At 64.0% G+C, this 18,651-nt stretch carries 20 protein-coding genes and 1 tRNA gene; 14 read left to right on the forward strand and 7 right to left on the reverse strand.

What is annotated here, in order from left to right; all coding sequences use genetic code 11:
• The first annotated feature begins 100 nt into the window (after positions 1–100).
• The 3 genes from NKH41_RS05375 to NKH41_RS05385 are packed head-to-tail and all read left to right on the forward strand — an operon-like array spanning position 101 to position 3,587.
• On the forward strand, positions 101–1,591 hold the full coding sequence (locus tag NKH41_RS05375; RefSeq protein WP_502895647.1) for an ABC transporter ATP-binding protein: 1,491 nt from the start codon (positions 101–103) through the stop codon (positions 1,589–1,591).
• Positions 1,591–2,646, forward strand: a complete 1,056-nt coding sequence (locus tag NKH41_RS05380) for an ABC transporter permease (RefSeq protein ID WP_352767446.1) — start codon at positions 1,591–1,593, stop codon at positions 2,644–2,646. The genes NKH41_RS05375 and NKH41_RS05380 overlap by 1 nt, the downstream gene beginning before the upstream one ends.
• Positions 2,643–3,587, forward strand: coding sequence for an ABC transporter permease (locus NKH41_RS05385; protein WP_023678177.1), 945 nt, complete (start codon positions 2,643–2,645; stop codon positions 3,585–3,587). Before NKH41_RS05380 ends, NKH41_RS05385 begins: the two co-directional genes overlap by 4 nt.
• Before the next feature lie 14 nt (positions 3,588–3,601).
• On the opposite strand, the gene NKH41_RS05390 is transcribed toward NKH41_RS05385, so the two are convergent.
• Positions 3,602–4,369, reverse strand: coding sequence for an SDR family NAD(P)-dependent oxidoreductase (locus NKH41_RS05390; protein WP_352767447.1), 768 nt, complete (start codon positions 4,367–4,369; stop codon positions 3,602–3,604).
• A gap of 266 nt (positions 4,370–4,635) precedes the next feature.
• Here NKH41_RS05390 and NKH41_RS05395 point away from each other — a divergent pair, with 266 nt between their 5' ends.
• Positions 4,636–4,791 (forward strand): hypothetical protein, encoded by a 156-nt coding sequence (locus tag NKH41_RS05395; RefSeq protein ID WP_023678176.1) that lies wholly within the window; start codon positions 4,636–4,638, stop codon positions 4,789–4,791.
• Positions 4,792–4,921: 130 nt separating this feature from the next.
• Positions 4,922–5,869: an LLM class flavin-dependent oxidoreductase gene (locus NKH41_RS05400; protein ID WP_352767448.1), complete on the forward strand. Its 948-nt coding sequence runs from the start codon at positions 4,922–4,924 to the stop codon at positions 5,867–5,869.
• 28 nt (positions 5,870–5,897) lie between these two features.
• On the opposite strand, the gene NKH41_RS05405 is transcribed toward NKH41_RS05400, so the two are convergent.
• From NKH41_RS05405 to NKH41_RS05415, 3 genes are read right to left on the reverse strand one after another with little or no spacing between them, the layout of a single operon-like run.
• Positions 5,898–6,848: a dihydrodipicolinate synthase family protein gene (locus NKH41_RS05405; RefSeq protein WP_352767449.1), complete on the reverse strand. Its 951-nt coding sequence runs from the start codon at positions 6,846–6,848 to the stop codon at positions 5,898–5,900.
• On the reverse strand, positions 6,838–7,833 hold the full coding sequence (locus tag NKH41_RS05410) for a Gfo/Idh/MocA family protein (protein WP_352767451.1): 996 nt from the start codon (positions 7,831–7,833) through the stop codon (positions 6,838–6,840). Before NKH41_RS05410 ends, NKH41_RS05405 begins: the two co-directional genes overlap by 11 nt.
• Positions 7,830–8,801: a Gfo/Idh/MocA family protein gene (locus NKH41_RS05415; RefSeq protein WP_352767453.1), complete on the reverse strand. Its 972-nt coding sequence runs from the start codon at positions 8,799–8,801 to the stop codon at positions 7,830–7,832. The genes NKH41_RS05410 and NKH41_RS05415 overlap by 4 nt, the downstream gene beginning before the upstream one ends.
• 97 nt (positions 8,802–8,898) lie before the next feature.
• Between NKH41_RS05415 and NKH41_RS05420 the strand changes: the two genes are divergently transcribed.
• From NKH41_RS05420 to NKH41_RS05450, 7 genes are all read left to right on the forward strand, one after another.
• Positions 8,899–9,612, forward strand: coding sequence for a FadR/GntR family transcriptional regulator (locus NKH41_RS05420; protein WP_352767455.1), 714 nt, complete (start codon positions 8,899–8,901; stop codon positions 9,610–9,612).
• A gap of 32 nt (positions 9,613–9,644) precedes the next feature.
• The gene (locus tag NKH41_RS05425; RefSeq protein WP_352767457.1) at positions 9,645–11,225 is read left to right on the forward strand and encodes an ABC transporter substrate-binding protein; all 1,581 of its coding nucleotides are present in this window, start codon (positions 9,645–9,647) and stop codon (positions 11,223–11,225) included.
• Between the two features lie 66 nt (positions 11,226–11,291).
• The gene (locus NKH41_RS05430; RefSeq protein WP_352767459.1) at positions 11,292–12,251 is read left to right on the forward strand and encodes an ABC transporter permease; all 960 of its coding nucleotides are present in this window, start codon (positions 11,292–11,294) and stop codon (positions 12,249–12,251) included.
• A complete protein-coding gene (locus tag NKH41_RS05435) occupies positions 12,251–13,153 on the forward strand; it encodes an ABC transporter permease (RefSeq protein WP_352767461.1) in 903 nt (300 codons plus the stop codon). The genes NKH41_RS05430 and NKH41_RS05435 overlap by 1 nt, the downstream gene beginning before the upstream one ends.
• Before the next feature lie 18 nt (positions 13,154–13,171).
• Positions 13,172–14,089, forward strand: a complete 918-nt coding sequence (locus NKH41_RS05440) for a dihydrodipicolinate synthase family protein (RefSeq protein ID WP_352767463.1) — start codon at positions 13,172–13,174, stop codon at positions 14,087–14,089.
• Positions 14,086–15,096 carry an ABC transporter ATP-binding protein gene (locus NKH41_RS05445; RefSeq protein WP_352613542.1) on the forward strand — a complete coding sequence of 337 codons (1,011 nt, stop codon included), beginning with the start codon at positions 14,086–14,088 and terminating at the stop codon, positions 15,094–15,096. The genes NKH41_RS05440 and NKH41_RS05445 overlap by 4 nt, the downstream gene beginning before the upstream one ends.
• Positions 15,096–16,064 carry an ABC transporter ATP-binding protein gene (locus NKH41_RS05450; RefSeq protein WP_352767465.1) on the forward strand — a complete coding sequence of 323 codons (969 nt, stop codon included), beginning with the start codon at positions 15,096–15,098 and terminating at the stop codon, positions 16,062–16,064. Before NKH41_RS05445 ends, NKH41_RS05450 begins: the two co-directional genes overlap by 1 nt.
• A gap of 16 nt (positions 16,065–16,080) precedes the next feature.
• On the opposite strand, the gene NKH41_RS05455 is transcribed toward NKH41_RS05450, so the two are convergent.
• The 3 genes from NKH41_RS05455 to NKH41_RS05465 form a co-directional block, all read right to left on the reverse strand.
• On the reverse strand, positions 16,081–16,794 hold the full coding sequence (locus tag NKH41_RS05455; protein ID WP_352767467.1) for a haloacid dehalogenase type II: 714 nt from the start codon (positions 16,792–16,794) through the stop codon (positions 16,081–16,083).
• A gap of 172 nt (positions 16,795–16,966) precedes the next feature.
• Positions 16,967–17,287, reverse strand: coding sequence for a DUF167 family protein (locus NKH41_RS05460; protein WP_352470731.1), 321 nt, complete (start codon positions 17,285–17,287; stop codon positions 16,967–16,969).
• 13 nt (positions 17,288–17,300) lie between these two features.
• A complete protein-coding gene (locus tag NKH41_RS05465) occupies positions 17,301–17,591 on the reverse strand; it encodes a YggT family protein (RefSeq protein ID WP_023678162.1) in 291 nt (96 codons plus the stop codon).
• A 165-nt stretch (positions 17,592–17,756) separates the two neighbouring features.
• Here NKH41_RS05465 and NKH41_RS05470 point away from each other — a divergent pair.
• Both NKH41_RS05470 and NKH41_RS05475 read left to right on the forward strand, forming a co-directional pair.
• A tRNA-Ala gene (locus NKH41_RS05470) sits at positions 17,757–17,832 on the forward strand.
• 243 nt (positions 17,833–18,075) lie between these two features.
• Positions 18,076–18,534, forward strand: a complete 459-nt coding sequence (locus NKH41_RS05475; RefSeq protein WP_352767469.1) for a hypothetical protein — start codon at positions 18,076–18,078, stop codon at positions 18,532–18,534.
• Positions 18,535–18,651: the final 117 nt, after the last annotated feature.

The raw sequence follows: 18,651 nt of genomic DNA on the forward strand, positions 1-18,651 counted from the left end.
GGCCAGAGGGGGGTGCAGCGCATTCCCGTCGATCAAACCTGAACCGTAAAGCCAATTCCGATCGGGAGCACCCTTGTCAACGCCTGCCCCTCTTATTGAAATGCGCGGCATCTCCAAGAGCTTTGGCGCCGTCCAGGCGAACGAGGCCGTCGATCTCAGCGTCGCGCCGGGTGAAATCCTCGGGCTGCTCGGCGAAAACGGCGCCGGCAAGACGACGCTGATGAACGTGCTGTTCGGCGCCTATGCGCCCGATGCCGGCGAGATCCTGGTGCAGGGCCGGTCGGTGGCGATCAACAGTTCGGCCGATGCGCTGGCCGCCGGCATCGGCATGGTGCACCAGCATTTTCATCTCGCACCGCGGCTTTCGGTGCTGGAGAACCTCTTGATCGGCATTCCCGGCAGATCGGGCCGGATCAACCGCGCCGGCGGGCTGGCGCGGCTCGCCGAGATCGGCCGCCAGCACGGGCTGACGCTCGACCCGGACCTCCCCGTCTCGGCGCTGTCGGTCGGCGAGCAACAGCGGCTCGAAATCGTCAAGGCGCTGTTTCGCGGCGCAAGGCTGCTGATCCTCGACGAGCCGACGGCGGTGTTGGCACCAACCGAGGTCGACGGGCTGTTTTCGGCGCTGCGCTCGATGGCGGCACAAGGGCTCGGCATCATTTTCATCTCGCATAAGCTCAACGAGGTGCGAGCGCTGACGCATCGCTGCGTCGTGCTCCGGCATGGGCGCGTTGCCGGCCGCGTCGATGCGCCGGCCAGCACCACGTCCTCGGAGATGGCGCGGCTGATGTGCGGCCACGAGATCGTGCCTCCGGCCAGAGGACCGTCGATGCCGGGTGCGGCCGTGCTGACCCTCGACGGTATCTCGACATCGCATCATTCCGGCATGGCGCTGCGCGATGTTTCGCTGTCGGTTCGTGGCGGCGAGATCCTCGGCATCGCCGGCGTCTCCGGCAATGGCCAGCGCGCGCTTGCCGAGGTCATCTCCGGCGTGCGTGCGCCCGATGCCGGGAAGATGACCATAGCCGGCAAAACGGTTTCGCGGTTCTCGCCGAGCACAGTCCAGGCGCTCGGCCTCGGCCGCATCCCGGAAGACCGCATGACGACAGGGCTGGTCACCAATCTGCCGCTTGCCGATTCGATGGTGCTGCCGCGCATCGGCACGGCGGCGTTCAGCCGCAACGGCCTGCTCAAGCCGGATGCGATCCGCGTCTTCGCCGAGGCGCAGATCAAGGCCTACGATATACGTTGCCCCGGGCCGATGACGCGCGCCGGGGCGCTGTCCGGCGGCAATCTGCAGAAGGCCCTTCTGGCGCGCGAACTCGCTTTCGATCCGAAGGTGCTGATCGTTTCGCAGCCGACTCGCGGCCTCGATATCGGCGCCGCGCGCTTCATCCACGAAAAATTCCTCGACATGCGCGCCAAGGGCTGCGGCATCGTCGTCATCGGCGAGGATCTGGAAGAGTTGCTGATGCTCTCGGATCGTATCGCGGTGATGTATGAAGGCCGCATCGTCGGCACGCTGAACAGCGCCGACGCCAGCATCGCCAGACTCGGGTTGATGATGACCGGCGCGGAGGGCCATGCCTGATGTTCCGTCTCGAGGCCCGCACCTCAACGCCCGCCTGGTTCAATCTGGCGCTGCCGCTGCTCGCCATCGGCGCGACGCTGATCCTGTGCAGCGGCCTCATCGCACTGGCCGGCGCCGGCGTCGTCGAGGCTTATGGCGTTATGTTTTCGGCGTCTTTGGGCGACAGCTACGCCATCACCGAAACGCTGGTGCGTGCCGCGCCGATGATCTTCACCGGGCTGGCCGTGGCAGTCGCCTTCCGCGCCAAATTCTGGAACATCGGCGCCGAAGGGCAATTGCTGGCTGGTGCGGCGGCGAGCTGTGGCGTCGGTGCAATCCCGATGCCGGGGCCGCTCGCCATGCTGCTGATGGCGCTGGCGGGCGCTGCCGCCGGCGCGGCCGTCGCCCTGATCCCCGCCACGCTGAGGGTAAAATTCAGGGTCGATGACGTGGTCAGCTCACTGCTGCTCAACTCGGTCATTTTCTATGCACTGATGGCGCTGATCGAGGGGCCATGGAAGGACAGTTTCAGCGGCTACCCGATCTCGCCGCCGATCGAGGATACGGCCAATTTTCCGGTGCTGCTCGAAGGCACACGGCTGCATCTCGGCGTTGTCGCGGCGCTGGTCGCCGCACCGGTCATCTGGTTCGTGGTCGCGCGCACCACGCTCGGCTTCCGCATCAGGGTCACCGGCGAAAACCCCGAGGCGGCGCGCTATGGCGGCATCAATGTCGAGCGGGTGCTGATTTCGACGGCGCTGCTGTCTGGCGCATTGGCCGGCCTTGCCGGCGTCGGCGAGGTCGGCGGCGTGCATTTCCAGGTGATGAGCGACATCTCGCCGGGCTATGGCTATTCCGGCATCGTCGTCGCCATGCTGGCGAGGCTCAATCCGCTCGGCGTCGTGCCGGCGGCGATCTTCCTTGCCGCCGTCATGACCGGCGCCGAGGCGATGTCGAGGGCCACCGGCGTTCCGGCCTTCCTCAGCGATGTTATTCAGGGAACCGCATTGCTTGCCATGCTGGTGGCGCTGCTGTTCACCGCCTATCGCCTCCGTCGCGTGGGAATAGCCAAATGAGCGTGGTGCTGGAGCAGATATTCCAGGTCGGCTTCCTGGCCGCCATCATCCGCATTGCCACGCCCCTGGCCTTCGCAACGCTGGGCGAAATGTTCTCCGAGCGCGCCGGGGTGCTCAATCTCGGCATCGAAGGCATCATGCTTTTGTCGGCGATGACCGGCTTCACCGCGGCGAGCCTCAGCGGCAGCCTTTGGCTTGGCGTGCTCGCGGCGGTGCTGACCGGGGCGCTGATGGGCGCCGTGCACGCGCTGTTCACTGTAGCGCTCGGCCTCAGCCAGCATGTCTGCGGCATCGGCGTGACGCTGTTCTCGTCGGGCCTTGCCTATTTCCTCTACCGGCTGATCTTCGGACAGCAATCGGTGCCACCGAACATCAAGGGGTTCGAGACGCTGCCGATCCCGATCCTGTCCGACATACCGGTGCTTGGGCCGGCGGTGTTCAACCAGTTTTCGCTGGTCTACATGGCGATGCTGGCCATACCGCTGGCCGCCTTCGTGCTCTACCGCACGCCTTGGGGCCTAGCGGTGCGCATGGTCGGCGAAAACCCGCGTGCCGCCGATTCTGCCGGCGTCAGCGTCATTGCAACACGCTTCCAGGCGGTGATCCTCGGCGGTGCCTTGATGGGACTGGCCGGTGCCTTCCTGTCGATGGCGCAATTCAACGCCTTCACCTTCGGCGTGGTTTCGGGGCGTGGCTGGGTGGCAATCGCGCTCGTCGTTTTCGGCCGCTGGGATCCGTGGCGATCGGCAGGTGCTGCACTGCTGTTTGCCTTCGTCGACGCCTTGCAGTTGCGCATGCAGGCGAGCGGGCTTGGCCATATCCCCTACGAGGCCTTCCTGATGCTGCCGTTCATCTTCACCATCGTCGCTATGGCGGTGATGTCGCGCAATGCGGTGGCCCCGTCGGCGCTGCTCAAGCCGTTCCGGCGCGAAGAGCGGTAGCGGCGCTTCGCCTTTCACATCGCGGTGAAGCCGTTATCGACGAACAGATGGGCGCCGTTGACGAAGCTGGCCTCGTCGCTGGCCAGTAACAGGGCTGCCTTCGCGACCTCTTCCGGCTCGCCGATCCGCCCTTGCTGCGCCGCCATTGCCGCGTCGGAGACATCGACGCCGAGTTTGTCGAGATCGGCGACCTCGCGCAGGCCATGCGGTGTCCTGATGAAGCCTGGACAGACCGCATTGCAGCGGATGTTGCGGTCGCGGAACTCGACGGCGATGGCACGCGCGAACATATGGCAGGCGCCCTTGGTGGTGCCGTAAAGCACCTCCATCGGCGTCGCCGCCACCGCCGAGATCGACGAGGTGCAGACGATGGAACCGCCGCCGGCGGCGATCATGCCGGGCAGCACAGCACGCGTCATCAGGAACATCGAACGCACATTGACGGCATGCAGCCAGTCCCATTCCTGCAGCGTGGTCTCCAGGAAGGGTTTGATGACGAGGGTGCCGGCATGGTTGAACAGAACCGTGACCGGGCCGAATTTTTCCGTCGCGCCCTTCACCGCCGTTTCGACCTGCGCCTCATCCGATACGTCAGCGACCCAGTGCTCGGCGACATGGCCGCGTTGCCTGATTGCCGCCGCGGTAGCCGCCGCCGCTTCGCCGTTGCGGTCGACGATCGCCACCTTGGCGCCCTCGGCCGCGAAAAGCTCCGAGGCCGCACCGCCCATTCCTGTCGCGCCACCCGAAATGATGGCGACCTTGCCGGCCAGTCTTGTCCCCATGGTTTGCTCCCTGCTGCCTTGCCGTGACGTCGCGGCTTTCCGCTGAAGCGATGCTATCCCTCATCCATTGGATGGCCAAGGAGCCACAGACACACATGGACCTGACGTTTCCTGCCGTCACCCCGGCATGCCGCAAAAGGCAGTGCTAAGCAGTAAAAGCACTAACTTGTCCGCCGTTTGAAGAAAATTGTTCTAAGGATCGCGCGAAAATAGCACTCGACAAAGTCTACTGATTTTATAGATTAAGCGCCGAGACGGAGGTCGATATGTCCTATAGCCAGAACGCTCAGACTGCCCGCAAAGGCCAAAGGCTGGGTTCCGACCAGGTGTGGCGGCCGGCCTATGCCGGTGCTTTCGCCTATCTCGTCTTTGCCCTTGCGTTTGTATTCACCGGGGCAGTGGTACTGGGGCTGATCCCCTGATTGTCAAGGCTCTGATCATCGAGGCTACCTCGGGATAGCGGCCTGCCGTTTGCAGAAATTCCGGAGTTGATGAACCGAATGCCGGTGCGCATTTGCGCGCCCTGATTCCACCGTGATGGAGGAGATGGCAATGCCGATCGAGTTCACGCATGTTCCCGGTAAGATCCACGCTGCCGACGCCAGCTTTTTCTATGACTTTGTCGAGACCGCGACGAAGCTGTCACTGATCGAGGATGCTGGATTCCAGAGGATCGTCATCGACGACCAGGCCGGGCTGCTGACCAATATGGACCTTGCCGCCCAGACGCTGGACCGGACCTCGTCCCTGGAGGTCGTGCTCACGCATTGGGCAGGCGTGATCGAACCAACCGTGGCGGCGCGGCAGCTCGCTGCCCTCGACGCGAGAAGCGGTGGCCGGCTGTCGCTCAGGATGCTCAGCGAGCCGCTGAGCGACGACGATGCCGAGGCACGTCCGGCCGGCCACACAGTGGTCTGGCAACGCATTGATGAATATCTGGTGCTGCTGAAGCGGTTGTGGTCGAACGACAGGCCGTTCGACCATGAAGGCACCTTTTACAGCATCAAAGGCGGCTATGTGCCGCGCAAGGGGCCGCATGGTGCCGATGTGACCATCCGCATGGGCGGGCAGTCGGGCACTGCGCTCAGGGTCGCGGGCAGGCATGCGGACGTGTTCGAGCTGGCGCCTGGCTCGCTTGCAGAAATTCACCAGTCAATGGAGCGCGTACGCGGCGCTGCTGCCGAACACGGCCGGGCCGGCAAGCTGCGTTTCGCGCTTCCCGTCCGAATCCGTTCGGAAGACAAATCGGCCGCTTCCTGCCAGAAGGCGCTCGAACTTGCCGGGCCGCCGGCGCAGGTCGCGCTGTCGCTGCTTTCCTACGCCGCTTTGGGGATCAAGGAGTTCATGATCGTCGGCGTCGACAGGCCACGCGAGATTGCGACCGCCGGCCGCGATGCGATCGCGCTCTTGCGCAATTCACTGGCACGGCGCGAGGCCGATGTCCCTCAGCCGGGGGCGTTTGTGTCACGCGCAACGCAGGGCGCGCGAGCCGGCTGCTGAACCGTCGTCCCGCGCCTTGGTGACGGGTCTACCACCATTCCGGGAAAGCCGCGTGAGCCGCCCTGGCCAGCGTCGGTATTTCCTGATCGGGAACGGAGCTGTAGGGCCAGAGCAATCGCGGCCCGAGCGGCGCCCAGCCGCCAGCCGCCGCCATCGCCTTATCGAGTGCTGCATCACCGACATTGTAACGGGTGCGAAACGGTAGGACATGTACGGCCAGGAAGGCCTGTATGCGGGCCTCGAGTTCGGCAGCTGCGGCCATGTCGGTGCGGATCATCTGCCACCACTGCACCGCGCCCTTCGGGTTGAGGCAGGCAACGTTGGAGTAGCTGCCATGGGCTCCCCCGGCATAGCCTGTTGCCAGCGTGTGGCCGGGGACGAAGACGGAAAATCCGTCCAGTCTGCGGCGCGTGTCGGCATACCAGCCGGCGTCGCCGCCCGGCAGCTTGGCGCCGACCAGCGATGGCACGGCCGCACGCAGACTGGCGATGCCGTCGAGCGTCAGGCGGCGCTTGGCGTGCGGCGGGTTGTAGAGCACCAGCGGCGTTTCGGGCGCGGCCTCGCAGAGGCCGCCGGCAAAACGCATGATCTCGTCGTCACTGGGCGGCCACCAGTCGGGCAAGGTGAATTGAGCCGCCGTCGGGCGAAGTCCGGCGACCCGCGTCAGTCGCTCCAGCGCGACGCGCGGATTGGACTGGCTGATGCCGATCTGGAAAGGAAGGCGCGCGCGGCCGGCTATGGTTGCGACCAACTCACAAAGCCGGTCGAATTCGGGCTCGGTCTGGCAATGGAATTCGCAGGCCGTGCCATTGGAATAGACGCCGTCGACGCCTGAGGCGCAGAGCCGGGCGATCGTCTCTTCCGTCGCCTGCCAGTCGATCGCTCCGCGATCGTCGATGGCCAGCATCACCGCGCCCCAGATGCTTCGCGGTGCGTGTGCGGGCAAGCGGGCCAGATGGTCGTCGAGGTCAGCGTCCACCGGCGATCTCGTGTTCGCGGCGGGTTTCGTTCGACGCGAAGGCAGCCTCGATAATGGCGATGATCTTGCGCGCATAGATGCCGTCGACCGGCACCGGCGTGTCATCGGCAATGGCATCGCGCATTGCGCTCCATTCGCGCACCAGCGCGTTATGCATCCAGTTCGGCTCAAAGGACCCGGGCAGCTCGGTCCAGACCGTCTCGCGGCCAAGCATGGTGCCGCGGTCCATGTCGATGCGCAGCGTTCCCCGCTCGCAGACCAGATCCATGGCATAGGTGGTGGCGCCGGTGCGATAGCCGACGCTCTGCACCTGGCCGATGCCGCCGCCGGCGAAGCGCAATCCGAGCAGAGCGCTGTCGTCTGCTTCCTGGTCATGGAACTTGGCGCCGAGCATGCCGCTCACCGACACGACATCGTCATCCATCAGCCAGACCAGGCGATCGACCGCGTGGATGCCGGCCGTCAACAGCATGCCGCCGCCGGTCGCCTTGCGCAGATGCCAGTCGCGGCGATTGTGCTCCATCCACAGCTTGATGATCCAGCTCGATCCGGCGAGCGGCCGGCCGAGCTCGCCTTCCTCCAGAATTTGCCTGGCCGCCATGCAGGGCAGGGCGAAATGCATGAGGTGGGCGACCATCAGCTTGACGCCACCCTTGGCCACGGCGGCGTTGATCGCATCGCAGGCAGCCACCGTCGGCGCCATCGGTTTTTCGAGCAGGATATGCTTGCCGGCCTTTGCCGCGCCGATGGCCATTTCGGCATGGAGATGGTGCGGGCTGGCAATGAGGACCGCATCGACCTCCTTGTCGTCCAGCAGCCTTCGCCAGTCCGCGTAGCCGCGGCCGCCATGTTCAGCGGTGAATTGCTGCAGTGCGTCGGCATTTCCTCGAGAGGCGGCGACGAGGCGAATGCCGCCAGCCTCAGGGATTGCCCGCGCATGGGCTGCGCCGAAATCGCCGGCGCCGATAATTCCTATTCCAATCATGGTCCTGCCTTTTGATAGGCGGCGTCGATCAGCGACATCGCCGCAACATAATCTTCGATGGACACCGGCGGAGGCGCCTTTCTGGCCAGCCGGTCAAGCGTATCGCGCATGAACAGACGATAGCGCGTCGCCGGCAGTTCGACCGGCAAGTCGACGATTGCCGCGTCGTCGAGCGTTGCGCAGATAACATGGTCGCCATGATCGATGAGGGTGGCATTGGCACTGACGATGCGCCACTCGAAGTCACCGCCGGGGCGCATCGAAGCAAAGGTGTAACCGGCCTCGACGATGAACAGCGCGCCGGCCTCGTCTTCCAGCACCAGAAGTGCGTGATCCTCGACCGGGCCGGGATGGATGCGGTTCGCGATCGAAACGCTTTTCAGGCCGAGCTTGCCGGTTGCGAGGCTGAGTGCCGCGTCGACGCCGTGTATGCCGAGATTCCTCAACGCACCCCCGCCACCAACCGCCGGGTCGAGCACCCAGGCGACACCGTCGGCGATGTAGCGTTGCGGCGGGCCGTTGACCAGCCGGAACTGGCAATGCGCCACGGGGCCGGCGCGACCTTGCCGGCGCAGCCGTTCAAGGCCGGCAACGGCCGGCCCGAAACGGTTGGGCAGGGGAACAGCGACAAAAGCCTGGTACTGCCTGGCGAGGTCGCGCAGCGCCATCAGTTCCCTCGTATGGCTGGCCGCCGGCTTCTCCAGGATCAGCGGTACCCTTGCCGCGATGATCGCACGTGCCCGCGCCGGCACCATCGAAGGGTGCCCCATCAACAGGATCACATCCGGCGGGCTGGAGAGTATCTCCTTGAAATCTTCGATAAACGGCAGGTCGTGGTGCGCGGCGAACGCATGCGCTTGGCCAGGATTCTCGTCCCAGATACCGGCGATCTCCGCACCGTGAAAGCGTGCGGCGTCGAGGTGCATTTCGGCGTGCCAGTGGCTCGAGCCGGCGAGGATAATCTTCATTCGGAGGCAGCACGTTTGCTATGGGCTTGCAGGATATCCTACAAGTGGCTATACGACAAGCGGCGGGCAAGCTTCAGCGGATGATGAAAGCAGTGGGATGGCGGAACTGAAGTCGATCGAACCGTTGAGCAGACCACCGCTGCTGCACGTCACCGTGCAGGAAAGCCTCAGGGCCTATATCGAAAGCAACCAGCTCAAGGCCGGCGATCCCTTGCCGCCGGAGACGTTTCTGGCGCAGCGGCTCGGCGTCGGCCGCAACTCCGTGCGGGAGGCCATCAAGGCGCTGGAATCGATCGGCATCCTGGAGACACGGCGCGGCATCGGCGTGTTCGTCAAGGAGTTCTCGTTCAAGCCGCTGCTGGACAACCTGGCCTACGGTTTGCAGGATTCGCTGCGCGACGTCGAAGAGCTGCGCGAAATCCGTCGCGTGCTGGAAACCGGCCTCATCGCCAAGACGATCGAGATGATCAGCGCCGAACATATCGAAGCGCTGCGCCAGTTGACCGAGCGCATGCGGCAACGTGCCGAGCGCCATGAGAGCTTCGCCGAAGAGGACCAGCAATTCCATCAGCTGCTGTTCCGCTGCCAGAACAATCGCATGCTGAGCGCGCTGATCGACATCTTCTGGATGGCGTTCAACAAGGCCTCGAATTTCACCAATCTCGACAATCCGACGCCGCTGGCGACATGGCGCGACCATCACGAGATCGTCGAGGCTGTCGCCGCCAAGGATGTCGACCAGGCGCGTCGGCGGCTCGACGACCATTACCGGGGGATCCAGCAGGTTATCGCCAAAAACCGAACAAGCTGAAGAACAACCTGACTATGCCAAGGGAGGAAACCATGCGCATCAGGACCATCGCATTCTCAGTCGCCGGGCTACTGCTCGCCAGCATTGCCCCATTGACCAGTGTCCAGGCACAAAGCGCCAAGACCATTGCGGGCGGCTTCGACGTCGGCCCGGGCGGTTTTCCCAAGAACTTCAACCCGCTGGTCGCGACCGGCGGCTACACCTGGCTCAGCACCTATTTTGAACCGCTGGTCATCTACAATGCCGGACTGACCGAGATCGAAGGCGACCTCGCCAAGGACTACAAGATCAGCGACGACCAGCTGAGCTATACGTTCAACCTGGTCAACGAGACTTGGCACGACGGCAAGCCGTTCACCTCGAAGGACGTCAAGTTCACCCTCGAGCTTGCCAGGAACAAGGCTTCCGGCAGCCTGTTTGCCGCCCGCCTCGCCAACATCGCCTCGGTCGATGCGCCGGATGACCACACCGCAGTGGTGAAGCTATCGAAACCGAACGGATCGTTTCTATCGATCCTGTCGCAGCTGATGATCCTGCCGGAGCATGCCCTGGCCGCACTGTCGCCGGAATCGCTGGCGACCAGCACCTGGTGGTCGACCACTCCGGTCGGCACCGGCCCGTTCAAGTTCAAGCGCTACGTGAGCGACCAATATGTCGAGCTGGCAGCCGATGACGATTATCGCGGCGGCAAGCCGAAGGTAGACGTGCTCATCAACCGCTATTTCGAGTCGCCGGCGGCGGCCGTTGCCGCGCTCCGTGCCGGCGAAATCCAGTTCACCTATGTCGAGCCCGACGATGCGGCATCGTTCAAGAGCGACAGCAATTTCAAGGTGATCGAAGGTGCCTCGTACGTGGTCAACTATATCGGCCTGAACCAGAAGGTCGACCTGTTTAGGGATATCCGTGTCCGCCAGGCGATCATGTACGCGATCGATCGCAACGCCATCATCGACAGCCTCTACGGCGGTGCCGCCGAGCCAGCCAATTGCGGCTATGTCGCGCCGCACCTTGTTCCCGCAGGCCTCGAATCCTATGCCTACGATCCGGCAAAGGCCAAGGCGCTGCTGAGCGAGGCGGGCTGGGACAAGATCAACGGCGACAAACCGATCACCCTGCTGACCTATTACGGCTCGCCGCAAGCGGCCAACGTGATGGCCGCTGTCCAGTCGATGCTGGCCGAGGTCGGCATCAATGTGGTGCCGCGGGTCGTCGATACGCCGACCTACAACGGCATCGTCTACAAGCAAGGCACGCCGGACTGGAACGCCTTTCCGATGGTCTATGCCGGCCTGCAGAACGGCCCCAACCCGGCCGGCCTCAATCCCGGCCTCAATAAGTCGCAGATCCCGCCGGCAGGCTTCAACACCATGCGCATCGGGTTCGACGATCTGAGCACCGCATTGGACGCCGCGCTAGGCCAAACCGATCCGGCCAAGCTCGATCAATCCTGGCAGGGGGTCTGCAAGGTGATGAACAAGGACCTGCCCTGGGCGACGTTGTGGGTGGCCAACCGCTATGGCGTAGCCTCCAACAAGCTGCATGACTTCGTCTGGACGCCGGCGCCGGGCGGCGGCCCCTACGCAGCTCACCCCGAGCGCTGGGACATCCAGTAAGAAACCCGCAAGCAAGCGAGCAGGCGGGACCACTTTGGCGCCGCCTGCCACCGTCACGGATAGCCGATGTTGAGCTTCATTGCCCGCCGCAGCGCCACAGGATTGCTGATGCTGGTCGCGCTCAGCGTCCTCATCTTCATCCTGTTGCGGCTGGCGCCGGGCGATCCGATCGACGCCTATATCAACCCATCGGTCCCCATGTCGGCTTCCGACCTCGAGGGCCTGCGCGAACGGCTCGGGCTCGATCGGCCGCTTCCCGTGCAATATCTCGCCTGGCTGCGCGCGGCGCTGAGCGGTGACTTCGGCTATTCGATCCAGCGCAGCGGCGTTGCCGTGCTGCCACTGGTCATGGAACGCGTCGGCCCGACGGCGCTGCTGATGGGTACGGGCCTGGCGATCGCCATCGTGCTCGGCATTTCCGCCGGCATTTTCAGCGCGGTGCGCCGTAACGAACCATCCGACATCGCGCTGTCGGTGCTGTCGTTTATCGGTATCTCCAGCCCGGCTTTTCTGACAGCGCTGCTCGGTCTCTATTTCTTCTCGGTGCTGCTGCGCTGGGCGCCGTCCGGCGGCATGCAGACCGCGGGTGCGCCGTTCTCGGCGACGGATGTGCTTGCGCACCTCGTCCTGCCCGCCTGCCTGCTGTCCGTCGGCCATGCCGCGCTGATCATGCGTTACATGCGCGCCTCGCTGCTGGAAGTGCTCAACCAGGATTACGTGCGGACGGCGCGTGCCAAGGGCGTGCGCGAGTTCTGGGTTATCATCAAGCATGCAACCCGCAACGCGCTCTTGCCGGTCATTACCTTGATCGGCTCGACTGTCGGCATCGCCATCGGCGGCGCTATCTTCCTGGAAAGCGTGTTCAACTGGCCGGGCATGGGACTGCTTCTGGTCAACGCCGTCGGCACCCGCGATTACCCGGTGATCATGGGCGCTACCCTGGTGATCGGCGTTTGCGTCATCCTGGTCAACCTCTTGACCGACGTCGTTTATGCCGTCGTCGACCCGCGCATTCAGGTGGCATGATGGCAATCACGGCGCCAGATCCTACAGTTGACCCGGCAGCCGTGCCGCAAACCAAAGGCCCGCTTCGCCGCGCGCTCGACCGCTTTTTTGAAAACCGCGCGGCGCGTGCCGGGCTTTTGATCGTCATCCCGATCCTGCTGGCGGTTTCGACGTATCCTTTGTGGTGGCCGTTCGGTCCTAACACCATCGACCTCCGAGCAATGAACAAGGCGCCGTCGGCCATTCATTGGCTGGGCAGCGACGGCGTCGGGCGCGACGTCATGGCCCGGCTGCTGCAAGGCGGACGGATCTCACTGCTGGTCGCCGTCTGCTCGGTCGCCATATCGACCGTCATCGGCTTCCTGGTCGGCGCCGTCGCCAGCTTCGGCGGGCGTCTTGTCGACGGCACGGTGATGCGCCTGGTCGACCTGGCGATGACGCTGCCGCCGGTGATCTTCCTGCTGGTGCTGGCTTCGATCGCCGGCACCGGCATCGCCCCGACCATCCTGGTGATCTCGCTGCTCTCCTGGCCGGTGCTGTCGCGCATGGTGCGTGCCCGGCTGCTCGAACTGCGCGAGCGCGACTTTGTCGTCGCCGCCCGCGGCATGGGGGCAGGGCTGCCGCATCTGCTGTTCCGGCATGGCCTGCCCAATTGCATCGATATCCTGGTCGTCTACGCCACCTTGCAGATCGCCAACGCCATCCTGCTCGAGGCCGGCCTGTCCTTCCTCGGCCTCGGCATCGCACCGCCCGAAGCCAGCTGGGGCAACATGCTCAATCTCGCCCGCTCCACCGTGGTGCTTGAAAATTACCCCTGGCAATGGATGTTCCCGGGCGCCGCACTGGTGCTCACCGTGCTCGCCATCAATTTCATCGGCGACGGCCTGCGCGACGCATTCGACCCCCGCTCCGATCTCAACTGACCTCAAAGGTTTATCAAAATGCCCCTGTTTACCGGCGTCGTGCCACCTGTCGTCACCCCGCTCAATGCGGATTTCAGCATCGACTTTCCGTCGTTCACCCGCACCATCGAGAACCTGCTCGACGGCGGTGTTCACGGGCTGTTCGTGCTCGGCTCGACCAGCGAGGTGGTCTTCCACGACGAGGCGGGCCGCAGGGCCATCCTCGAGCACGCGGTTAAGGTCAATAACGGCCGGGTTCCGATCTTCGCCGGGGTCATCGACCCGACGACCGACCGCGTCATCAACCACGCCCGGATCGCCAGATCGGCCGGCGCCGACGCCATCGTCGTCACCGCGCCGTTTTATACCCGCACCAGCCAGCCGGAGATCGGCGACCACTTCCGCTATATCAAGGATGCGATCGACATTCCGGTCATCGCCTACGACATCCCGGTCTGCGTCCACGTCAAGCTGGAGCGCAAGACCACGGTCGGCCTCGCCAGGGAAGGCGCCATCGCGGGCATCAAGGATTCCAGCGGCGATGACGGCAATCTGCGTTACGTGCTCAAGGACATGGCCGACGACCCCGGCTTCTTCGGCATGACCGGCTCCGAGATCCTGGTCGACAGCGTGCTGGCGATGGGTGCGCACGGCGTCGTGCCGGGGCTCGCCAATGTCGACCCGCATGGTTATGTCAGGCTGTGGAAGCTGACGCAGGCGGGCCAGCATGCCGAAGCCCGCCTGGAGCAGGAACGGTTGCTGAAACTGTTCGAGATCGTCTGGATCTCGCTCGGCAGGACCAGCGCCGGCTCGGCCGGCGTCGGCGCCTTCAAGGCGGCGATGAAGAGCCTCGGCATCATCGCGTCGAACACCATGGCGCGGCCGCAGCGCAGCCTGAACGACGAGGAAACCGCAAAGATCGACATGATCCTTCGCGATGTGGGGCTGCTCCGCTGAGCGCCATGCCGATCCTCTCGATTTCCGGCCTGCGCGCGGTGTTCCGCATCGCGGGGCGCGACATCGCGGCGGTAAGGGATGTCGACCTGACGATCGGCTCCGGCGAGACGGTGGCGCTTGTCGGCGAATCCGGGTCCGGCAAATCTGTCACCAGCCTGTCGATCATCGGCCTGTTGCCAAAGAGGGTCGGACATATCGCCGAGGGGTCGATCGCGCTGCGGCGCAAGAACGGCACGGTTACCGAGCTGACCAGCCTCGATGCCGAGTCGCTGCGCAAGATACGCGGCAATGAGATCGGCATGGTGTTCCAGGAGCCGATGACCAGCCTCAACCCGGTCTACACGATCGGCGAGCAGATCGCCGAACCGATCCGCATCCATCTCGGCAAATCGCACCGCGAGGCAGAAGCAGACGCGGTGCGGCTGCTGGAACAGGTCGGCATTCCCGATCCGAAGCGGCGGGCGCGGCAATATCCACACGAACTTTCGGGCGGGATGCGCCAGCGTGCCACCATTGCCATGGCCCTGTCCTGCGATCCTGGTTTGCTGATCGCCGACGAGCCGACAACCGCATTGGACGTCACCATCCAGGCCCAGATCCTCGATCTTTTGGCCGACCTGCAGGCGCAGCGCGGCATGGGCATCCTGTTCGTCACCCACAATCTCGGCGTCGTCGCCGAAATCGCCGACCGGGTGGCGGTGATGTATGCCGGGCGTATCGTCGAAACAGGTCCGGTGAGCGAAGTGTTCACCCGTCCGCGTCATCCCTATACGGCAGGGTTGATGCGCTCGGTGCCGCGGCTCGGCCAGGCCACGGCGCTGAAGGCGGCGGGAACGCCGCTGCCGACCATTGCCGGAAATGTTCCGTCGCTCGCCTTGCTGCCCATGGGCTGTTCCTTCGCGCCGCGTTGCCCGATGGCTATCCCTGCCTGCCGCGCCGCGGTCCCTCCATTGTTTGCGGCGACGCCGACCCAGCAAAGCCGCTGCCTGCGCTGGGAGGAGCTCTGATGGCCGACGCCCCTTTCCTCGCTGTCAAAAACCTGACCAAGCATTTTGCGCCGACAGCGTTCTCGCGCGGACCCGTCGTAAGGGCGTTGGAGGATATTTCTTTCGATATCGGGCGTGGCCAGGTGGTCGGCCTGGTCGGCGAATCCGGCTCCGGCAAGACGACGATCGGCCGCTCGGTGCTGCGTCTGATCGAGCCGACATCCGGCCAAATCAGCTATGACGGCACCGACATCACCAGGCTGGGTGCCGCCCAGTTGCGCCGCCAGCGCCGCAAGATGCAGTATATTTTCCAGGATCCCTTCGCCAGCCTGTCGCCGCGCATGACGATCGGGCAGATCCTCACCGAGGGCCTGGACATTCAAGGCATCGGCAAGAAGTCCGAGCGGCGGGCGAAGGCCGAGAAGGCACTTGCCGCGGTCGAGTTGCCGGTCGACGCCTATGACCGCTACGCCCATGAATTTTCGGGCGGCCAGCGCCAGCGCATCGGCATCGCCCGGGCGCTGACGCTCGAGCCGGAATTCATCGTTGCCGACGAGCCGGTCTCGGCACTCGACGTCTCGATCCAGGCGCAAATCATCAATTTGTTGCGCGACCTGCAGCTCCGGCTCGGCCTGACCATGCTGTTCATTTCGCACGATCTGGCTGTCGTCGAGTACATCTGCGATACGGTCATCGTGCTCTATCTCGGGCGCATCATGGAGGTTGCGCCGGCGGCCGAGCTTTATGCCCGGCCGCAGCATCCCTACACGCGCGCGCTGCTGTCGGCCATTCCGTCGCTCGACCCGCTGGCCAGGCAAAGCCGGCAGGTGCTCAAAGGCGATATTCCAAGCCCGGCAAACCCGCCGTCGGGCTGCGTTTTCCGAACCCGTTGCCCGTTCGCGCTGGAAGCTTGCGCCGGGGCTGTACCGCCGCTGAGGGCGACAGCCGAGGGCCATCTGAAGGCCTGCATTCGCGACGACATCGCTTAGGTTTTCTGCCCTCGGCCTACGGGAGAACTTGGGCGAGATGGACAAGGTCGTCGGCCACAAAGTCCCAGCTCTCAAGAGGCGAGAGATCGGTCGTCTGCGCCGGGCCATGCTCTTTTGGCCGAGCAACAAAGGCGGTTCCGATACCGCATTTTCGTGCCGCGGCCAGGTCGTCATTGTGCGCGGCGATTAACACGGCCTCCGCAGGTCGCACCCCCAGGATCTCCACTGCGCGGAGATAAGCCTGCGGCGCAGGCTTGTAGGTGCCGAACACATCCGAGCCAAGGACGGTGTCCCAAGGCAGGCCGGCGCGCTTGGCCATATCCAGCAACAGCCGGGTATTGGCCCCTGATAAGGGCACGATGATGAAGCGTTCCTTTAGCCTCGCAAGGCCTTTCAGCGAATCGGGCCACGGCTCCAGCCGGTGCCAGGCGAGGTTGAGTTCCTCAAGTTCGGCGGTCGGCAGCTCGGATGGGGCCAGCCCGAACTGGACGAGGGTGGCGTCCAGATTCTCCCTGTTGATTACGTCAAGTGACACGAAAGGCCGCTGCCCCGTCCGCACCGCCTCGGTCGAGGCGTCATAGCGCGACGCCCACGCATCGGCGAATTCACCGGGATCGACCTGCTCTGCACCAACTCGCGCGAGGAAGGCGCCGGCCTCCCTTGCGATACCGCTGCGCCAATCAACGACGGTTCCCAGAACATCGAAGAATAGGACTCGAGTAGTGGTCATTGAGCTTTCCTCCGACCTCATTGAAACGTCGCCGACGCCAACCCATATGCAATGCGCGTCGGATGTTTCCTCCCATTCGTCCGGCGCGTTCCCCTCTGAAGGTTTTCGACCTTCACATCTGGCCGGGCTTTGCAGCCCGGCCTTTTTTTGCGGGTAAGTGAGCCAGCCGAGATCATGGCGCAGGTGTGCCCAGCGTATCGATGCGTTTCGCCAGCGCCGCGGGATCGCCAAGCACGCGCAGCGTCTTCAGCCGAGCTGTGCCGCCGGCAGCGATCGAGACGCCCGATGCCGGCACGCCAAGCGCCTTGGCTACCAGCCTTTCCAGCGCTCGATTGGCGGCTCCGTTTTCCGGCACGGCGCGGACGCGAGCCTTCAGATGGCTTCGTCCATCCGCCGATGTTTCGATGCCTTCCAGCCTGTCCATCGCTGATTTCGGCGTCAGCCGGACAAACAGGTCGATGCCGTCGGCGCGCGTGCGGAACGGCGCACTCATCGACGCCCTGGGCTCAGACGACCAGCGAAAGCACGGTGGTGAGCAGGAACTGCCGGATGAAGAACAGGATCAGCAGCAGGATGATCGGCGAGATGTCGATGCCGCCGAGGTCGGGCATGAAGCGGCGGATCGGCCGCAGCGCCGGCTCGGTCAGCCGATAGAGCATGTTGCTGATGGTGTCGACGAACTGGTTGCGGGAGTTGACGACGTTGAAGGCGTAGAGCCAGGAAAATATCGCCGAGGCGATGATGATCCACCAGTAAAGGTCAAGCGCCATGACAATGGTCTGAATGAGGGCGATCATGCCGGTCTCCGATTGTTGCCGACATGTAGCCACTGTAGGTGAAAGCGGCAAGAGCCGCCTTCTGCCGCATGGGCGAGGGCGCACGAACGGCCGAGCGGCATTTCGGCAGCAAGCGCAGCCTTGACAGGAAACCGCAGCGGCCGATAAAAGCCCCATCCGCTGGACGGGGCTGTAGCTCAGCTGGGAGAGCGCGTCGTTCGCAATGACGAGGTCAGGAGTTCGATCCTCCTCAGCTCCACCAGCGGATTTTTTCGGACCCTTTGCCTGGATGAATTCCAAGGAAATCCTCCTTGGATTCGCGGCGTCTCTCAGACGAAGCTCGCGAACGCATTGCAGGCCTCTGCCGGCTTGGCACTTATCGTTGCCGGGTGGATTCACATCGGCGACGTAAAGACCCTCTACACCAGTAGCGTATGCGGCCTATTGCCACTGCGCCTCGTCCTTGCCAGACTTGGTCCGTCTTCAAAACCGAGGGGAATTCACCATGACCAGCACGACAAGGCGTGATTTTGTAGGTCTTACAGGAATGGCAGCGACTACCCTGGCCGGTGCTGTTGCAACACGAGCTACCGCTGCGGAAAGCGACGTATCGCCATCGTTCGATGAGGTTCTTCAAGAGTACAATCAAAACAACACAGAAAGGACTAGATCAAAGCTGGCGATCTATGTGGTGCTTTCTCACCTGCACGCCAGTCTCGAGGAGGAATTTAGCGACCTTGGGCTAGAGCTGCCTTTAGGGAAAAAGGCCTTGCCATCGAACCTGCCGGCCAATTTCGCCGACGCGCAGGTTGCACCCCTTCCTTGGCTCTTCAAGCCCTCGGAAGTTACCGACCACGAACGAAACGGCTATGCGACGATTGCAATGCGAATGAACGCAGTGATGGCAAGACACACCGCCGACGTAAGTGTCGGGGTTTCGCATATCATGTCGCACAAGGGATAACCGCGACCTTGCCGGCGAGAACGGCACGTCAGGCGAGCACAACGCCGGCCGGCGATTTGTTGTTGCGGGCGAACCGATTACCTGTTTTGGCGAGGCGACTGCGCTGCGAGAGTCCTC

This window comes from Mesorhizobium sp. M1169 (assembly GCF_040318345.1).
Taxonomy (GTDB): Bacteria; Pseudomonadota; Alphaproteobacteria; order Rhizobiales; family Rhizobiaceae; genus Mesorhizobium.

What these genes read in the sequence shown, in the direction of transcription:
- NKH41_RS05450 (WP_352767465.1), top strand. Translation starts at nt 15,096, where the DNA reads ATGGCCGACGCCCCTTTCCTCGCTGTCAAAAACCTGACCAAGCATTTT.
- NKH41_RS05435 (WP_352767461.1), top strand. Translation starts at nt 12,251, where the DNA reads ATGGCAATCACGGCGCCAGATCCTACAGTTGACCCGGCAGCCGTGCCG.
- NKH41_RS05465 (WP_023678162.1), bottom strand. Translation starts at nt 17,591, where the DNA reads ATGATCGCCCTCATTCAGACCATTGTCATGGCGCTTGACCTTTACTGG.
- NKH41_RS05390 (WP_352767447.1), bottom strand. Translation starts at nt 4,369, where the DNA reads ATGGGGACAAGACTGGCCGGCAAGGTCGCCATCATTTCGGGTGGCGCG.
- NKH41_RS05425 (WP_352767457.1), top strand. Translation starts at nt 9,645, where the DNA reads ATGCGCATCAGGACCATCGCATTCTCAGTCGCCGGGCTACTGCTCGCC.
- NKH41_RS05430 (WP_352767459.1), top strand. Translation starts at nt 11,292, where the DNA reads ATGTTGAGCTTCATTGCCCGCCGCAGCGCCACAGGATTGCTGATGCTG.
- NKH41_RS05455 (WP_352767467.1), bottom strand. Translation starts at nt 16,794, where the DNA reads ATGACCACTACTCGAGTCCTATTCTTCGATGTTCTGGGAACCGTCGTT.
- NKH41_RS05410 (WP_352767451.1), bottom strand. Translation starts at nt 7,833, where the DNA reads ATGATTGGAATAGGAATTATCGGCGCCGGCGATTTCGGCGCAGCCCAT.
- NKH41_RS05385 (WP_023678177.1), top strand. Translation starts at nt 2,643, where the DNA reads ATGAGCGTGGTGCTGGAGCAGATATTCCAGGTCGGCTTCCTGGCCGCC.
- NKH41_RS05415 (WP_352767453.1), bottom strand. Translation starts at nt 8,801, where the DNA reads ATGAAGATTATCCTCGCCGGCTCGAGCCACTGGCACGCCGAAATGCAC.
- NKH41_RS05440 (WP_352767463.1), top strand. Translation starts at nt 13,172, where the DNA reads ATGCCCCTGTTTACCGGCGTCGTGCCACCTGTCGTCACCCCGCTCAAT.
- NKH41_RS05420 (WP_352767455.1), top strand. Translation starts at nt 8,899, where the DNA reads ATGGCGGAACTGAAGTCGATCGAACCGTTGAGCAGACCACCGCTGCTG.
- NKH41_RS05460 (WP_352470731.1), bottom strand. Translation starts at nt 17,287, where the DNA reads ATGAGTGCGCCGTTCCGCACGCGCGCCGACGGCATCGACCTGTTTGTC.
- NKH41_RS05475 (WP_352767469.1), top strand. Translation starts at nt 18,076, where the DNA reads ATGACCAGCACGACAAGGCGTGATTTTGTAGGTCTTACAGGAATGGCA.
- NKH41_RS05375 (WP_502895647.1), top strand. Translation starts at nt 101, where the DNA reads ATGCGCGGCATCTCCAAGAGCTTTGGCGCCGTCCAGGCGAACGAGGCC.
- NKH41_RS05380 (WP_352767446.1), top strand. Translation starts at nt 1,591, where the DNA reads ATGTTCCGTCTCGAGGCCCGCACCTCAACGCCCGCCTGGTTCAATCTG.
- NKH41_RS05395 (WP_023678176.1), top strand. Translation starts at nt 4,636, where the DNA reads ATGTCCTATAGCCAGAACGCTCAGACTGCCCGCAAAGGCCAAAGGCTG.
- NKH41_RS05400 (WP_352767448.1), top strand. Translation starts at nt 4,922, where the DNA reads ATGCCGATCGAGTTCACGCATGTTCCCGGTAAGATCCACGCTGCCGAC.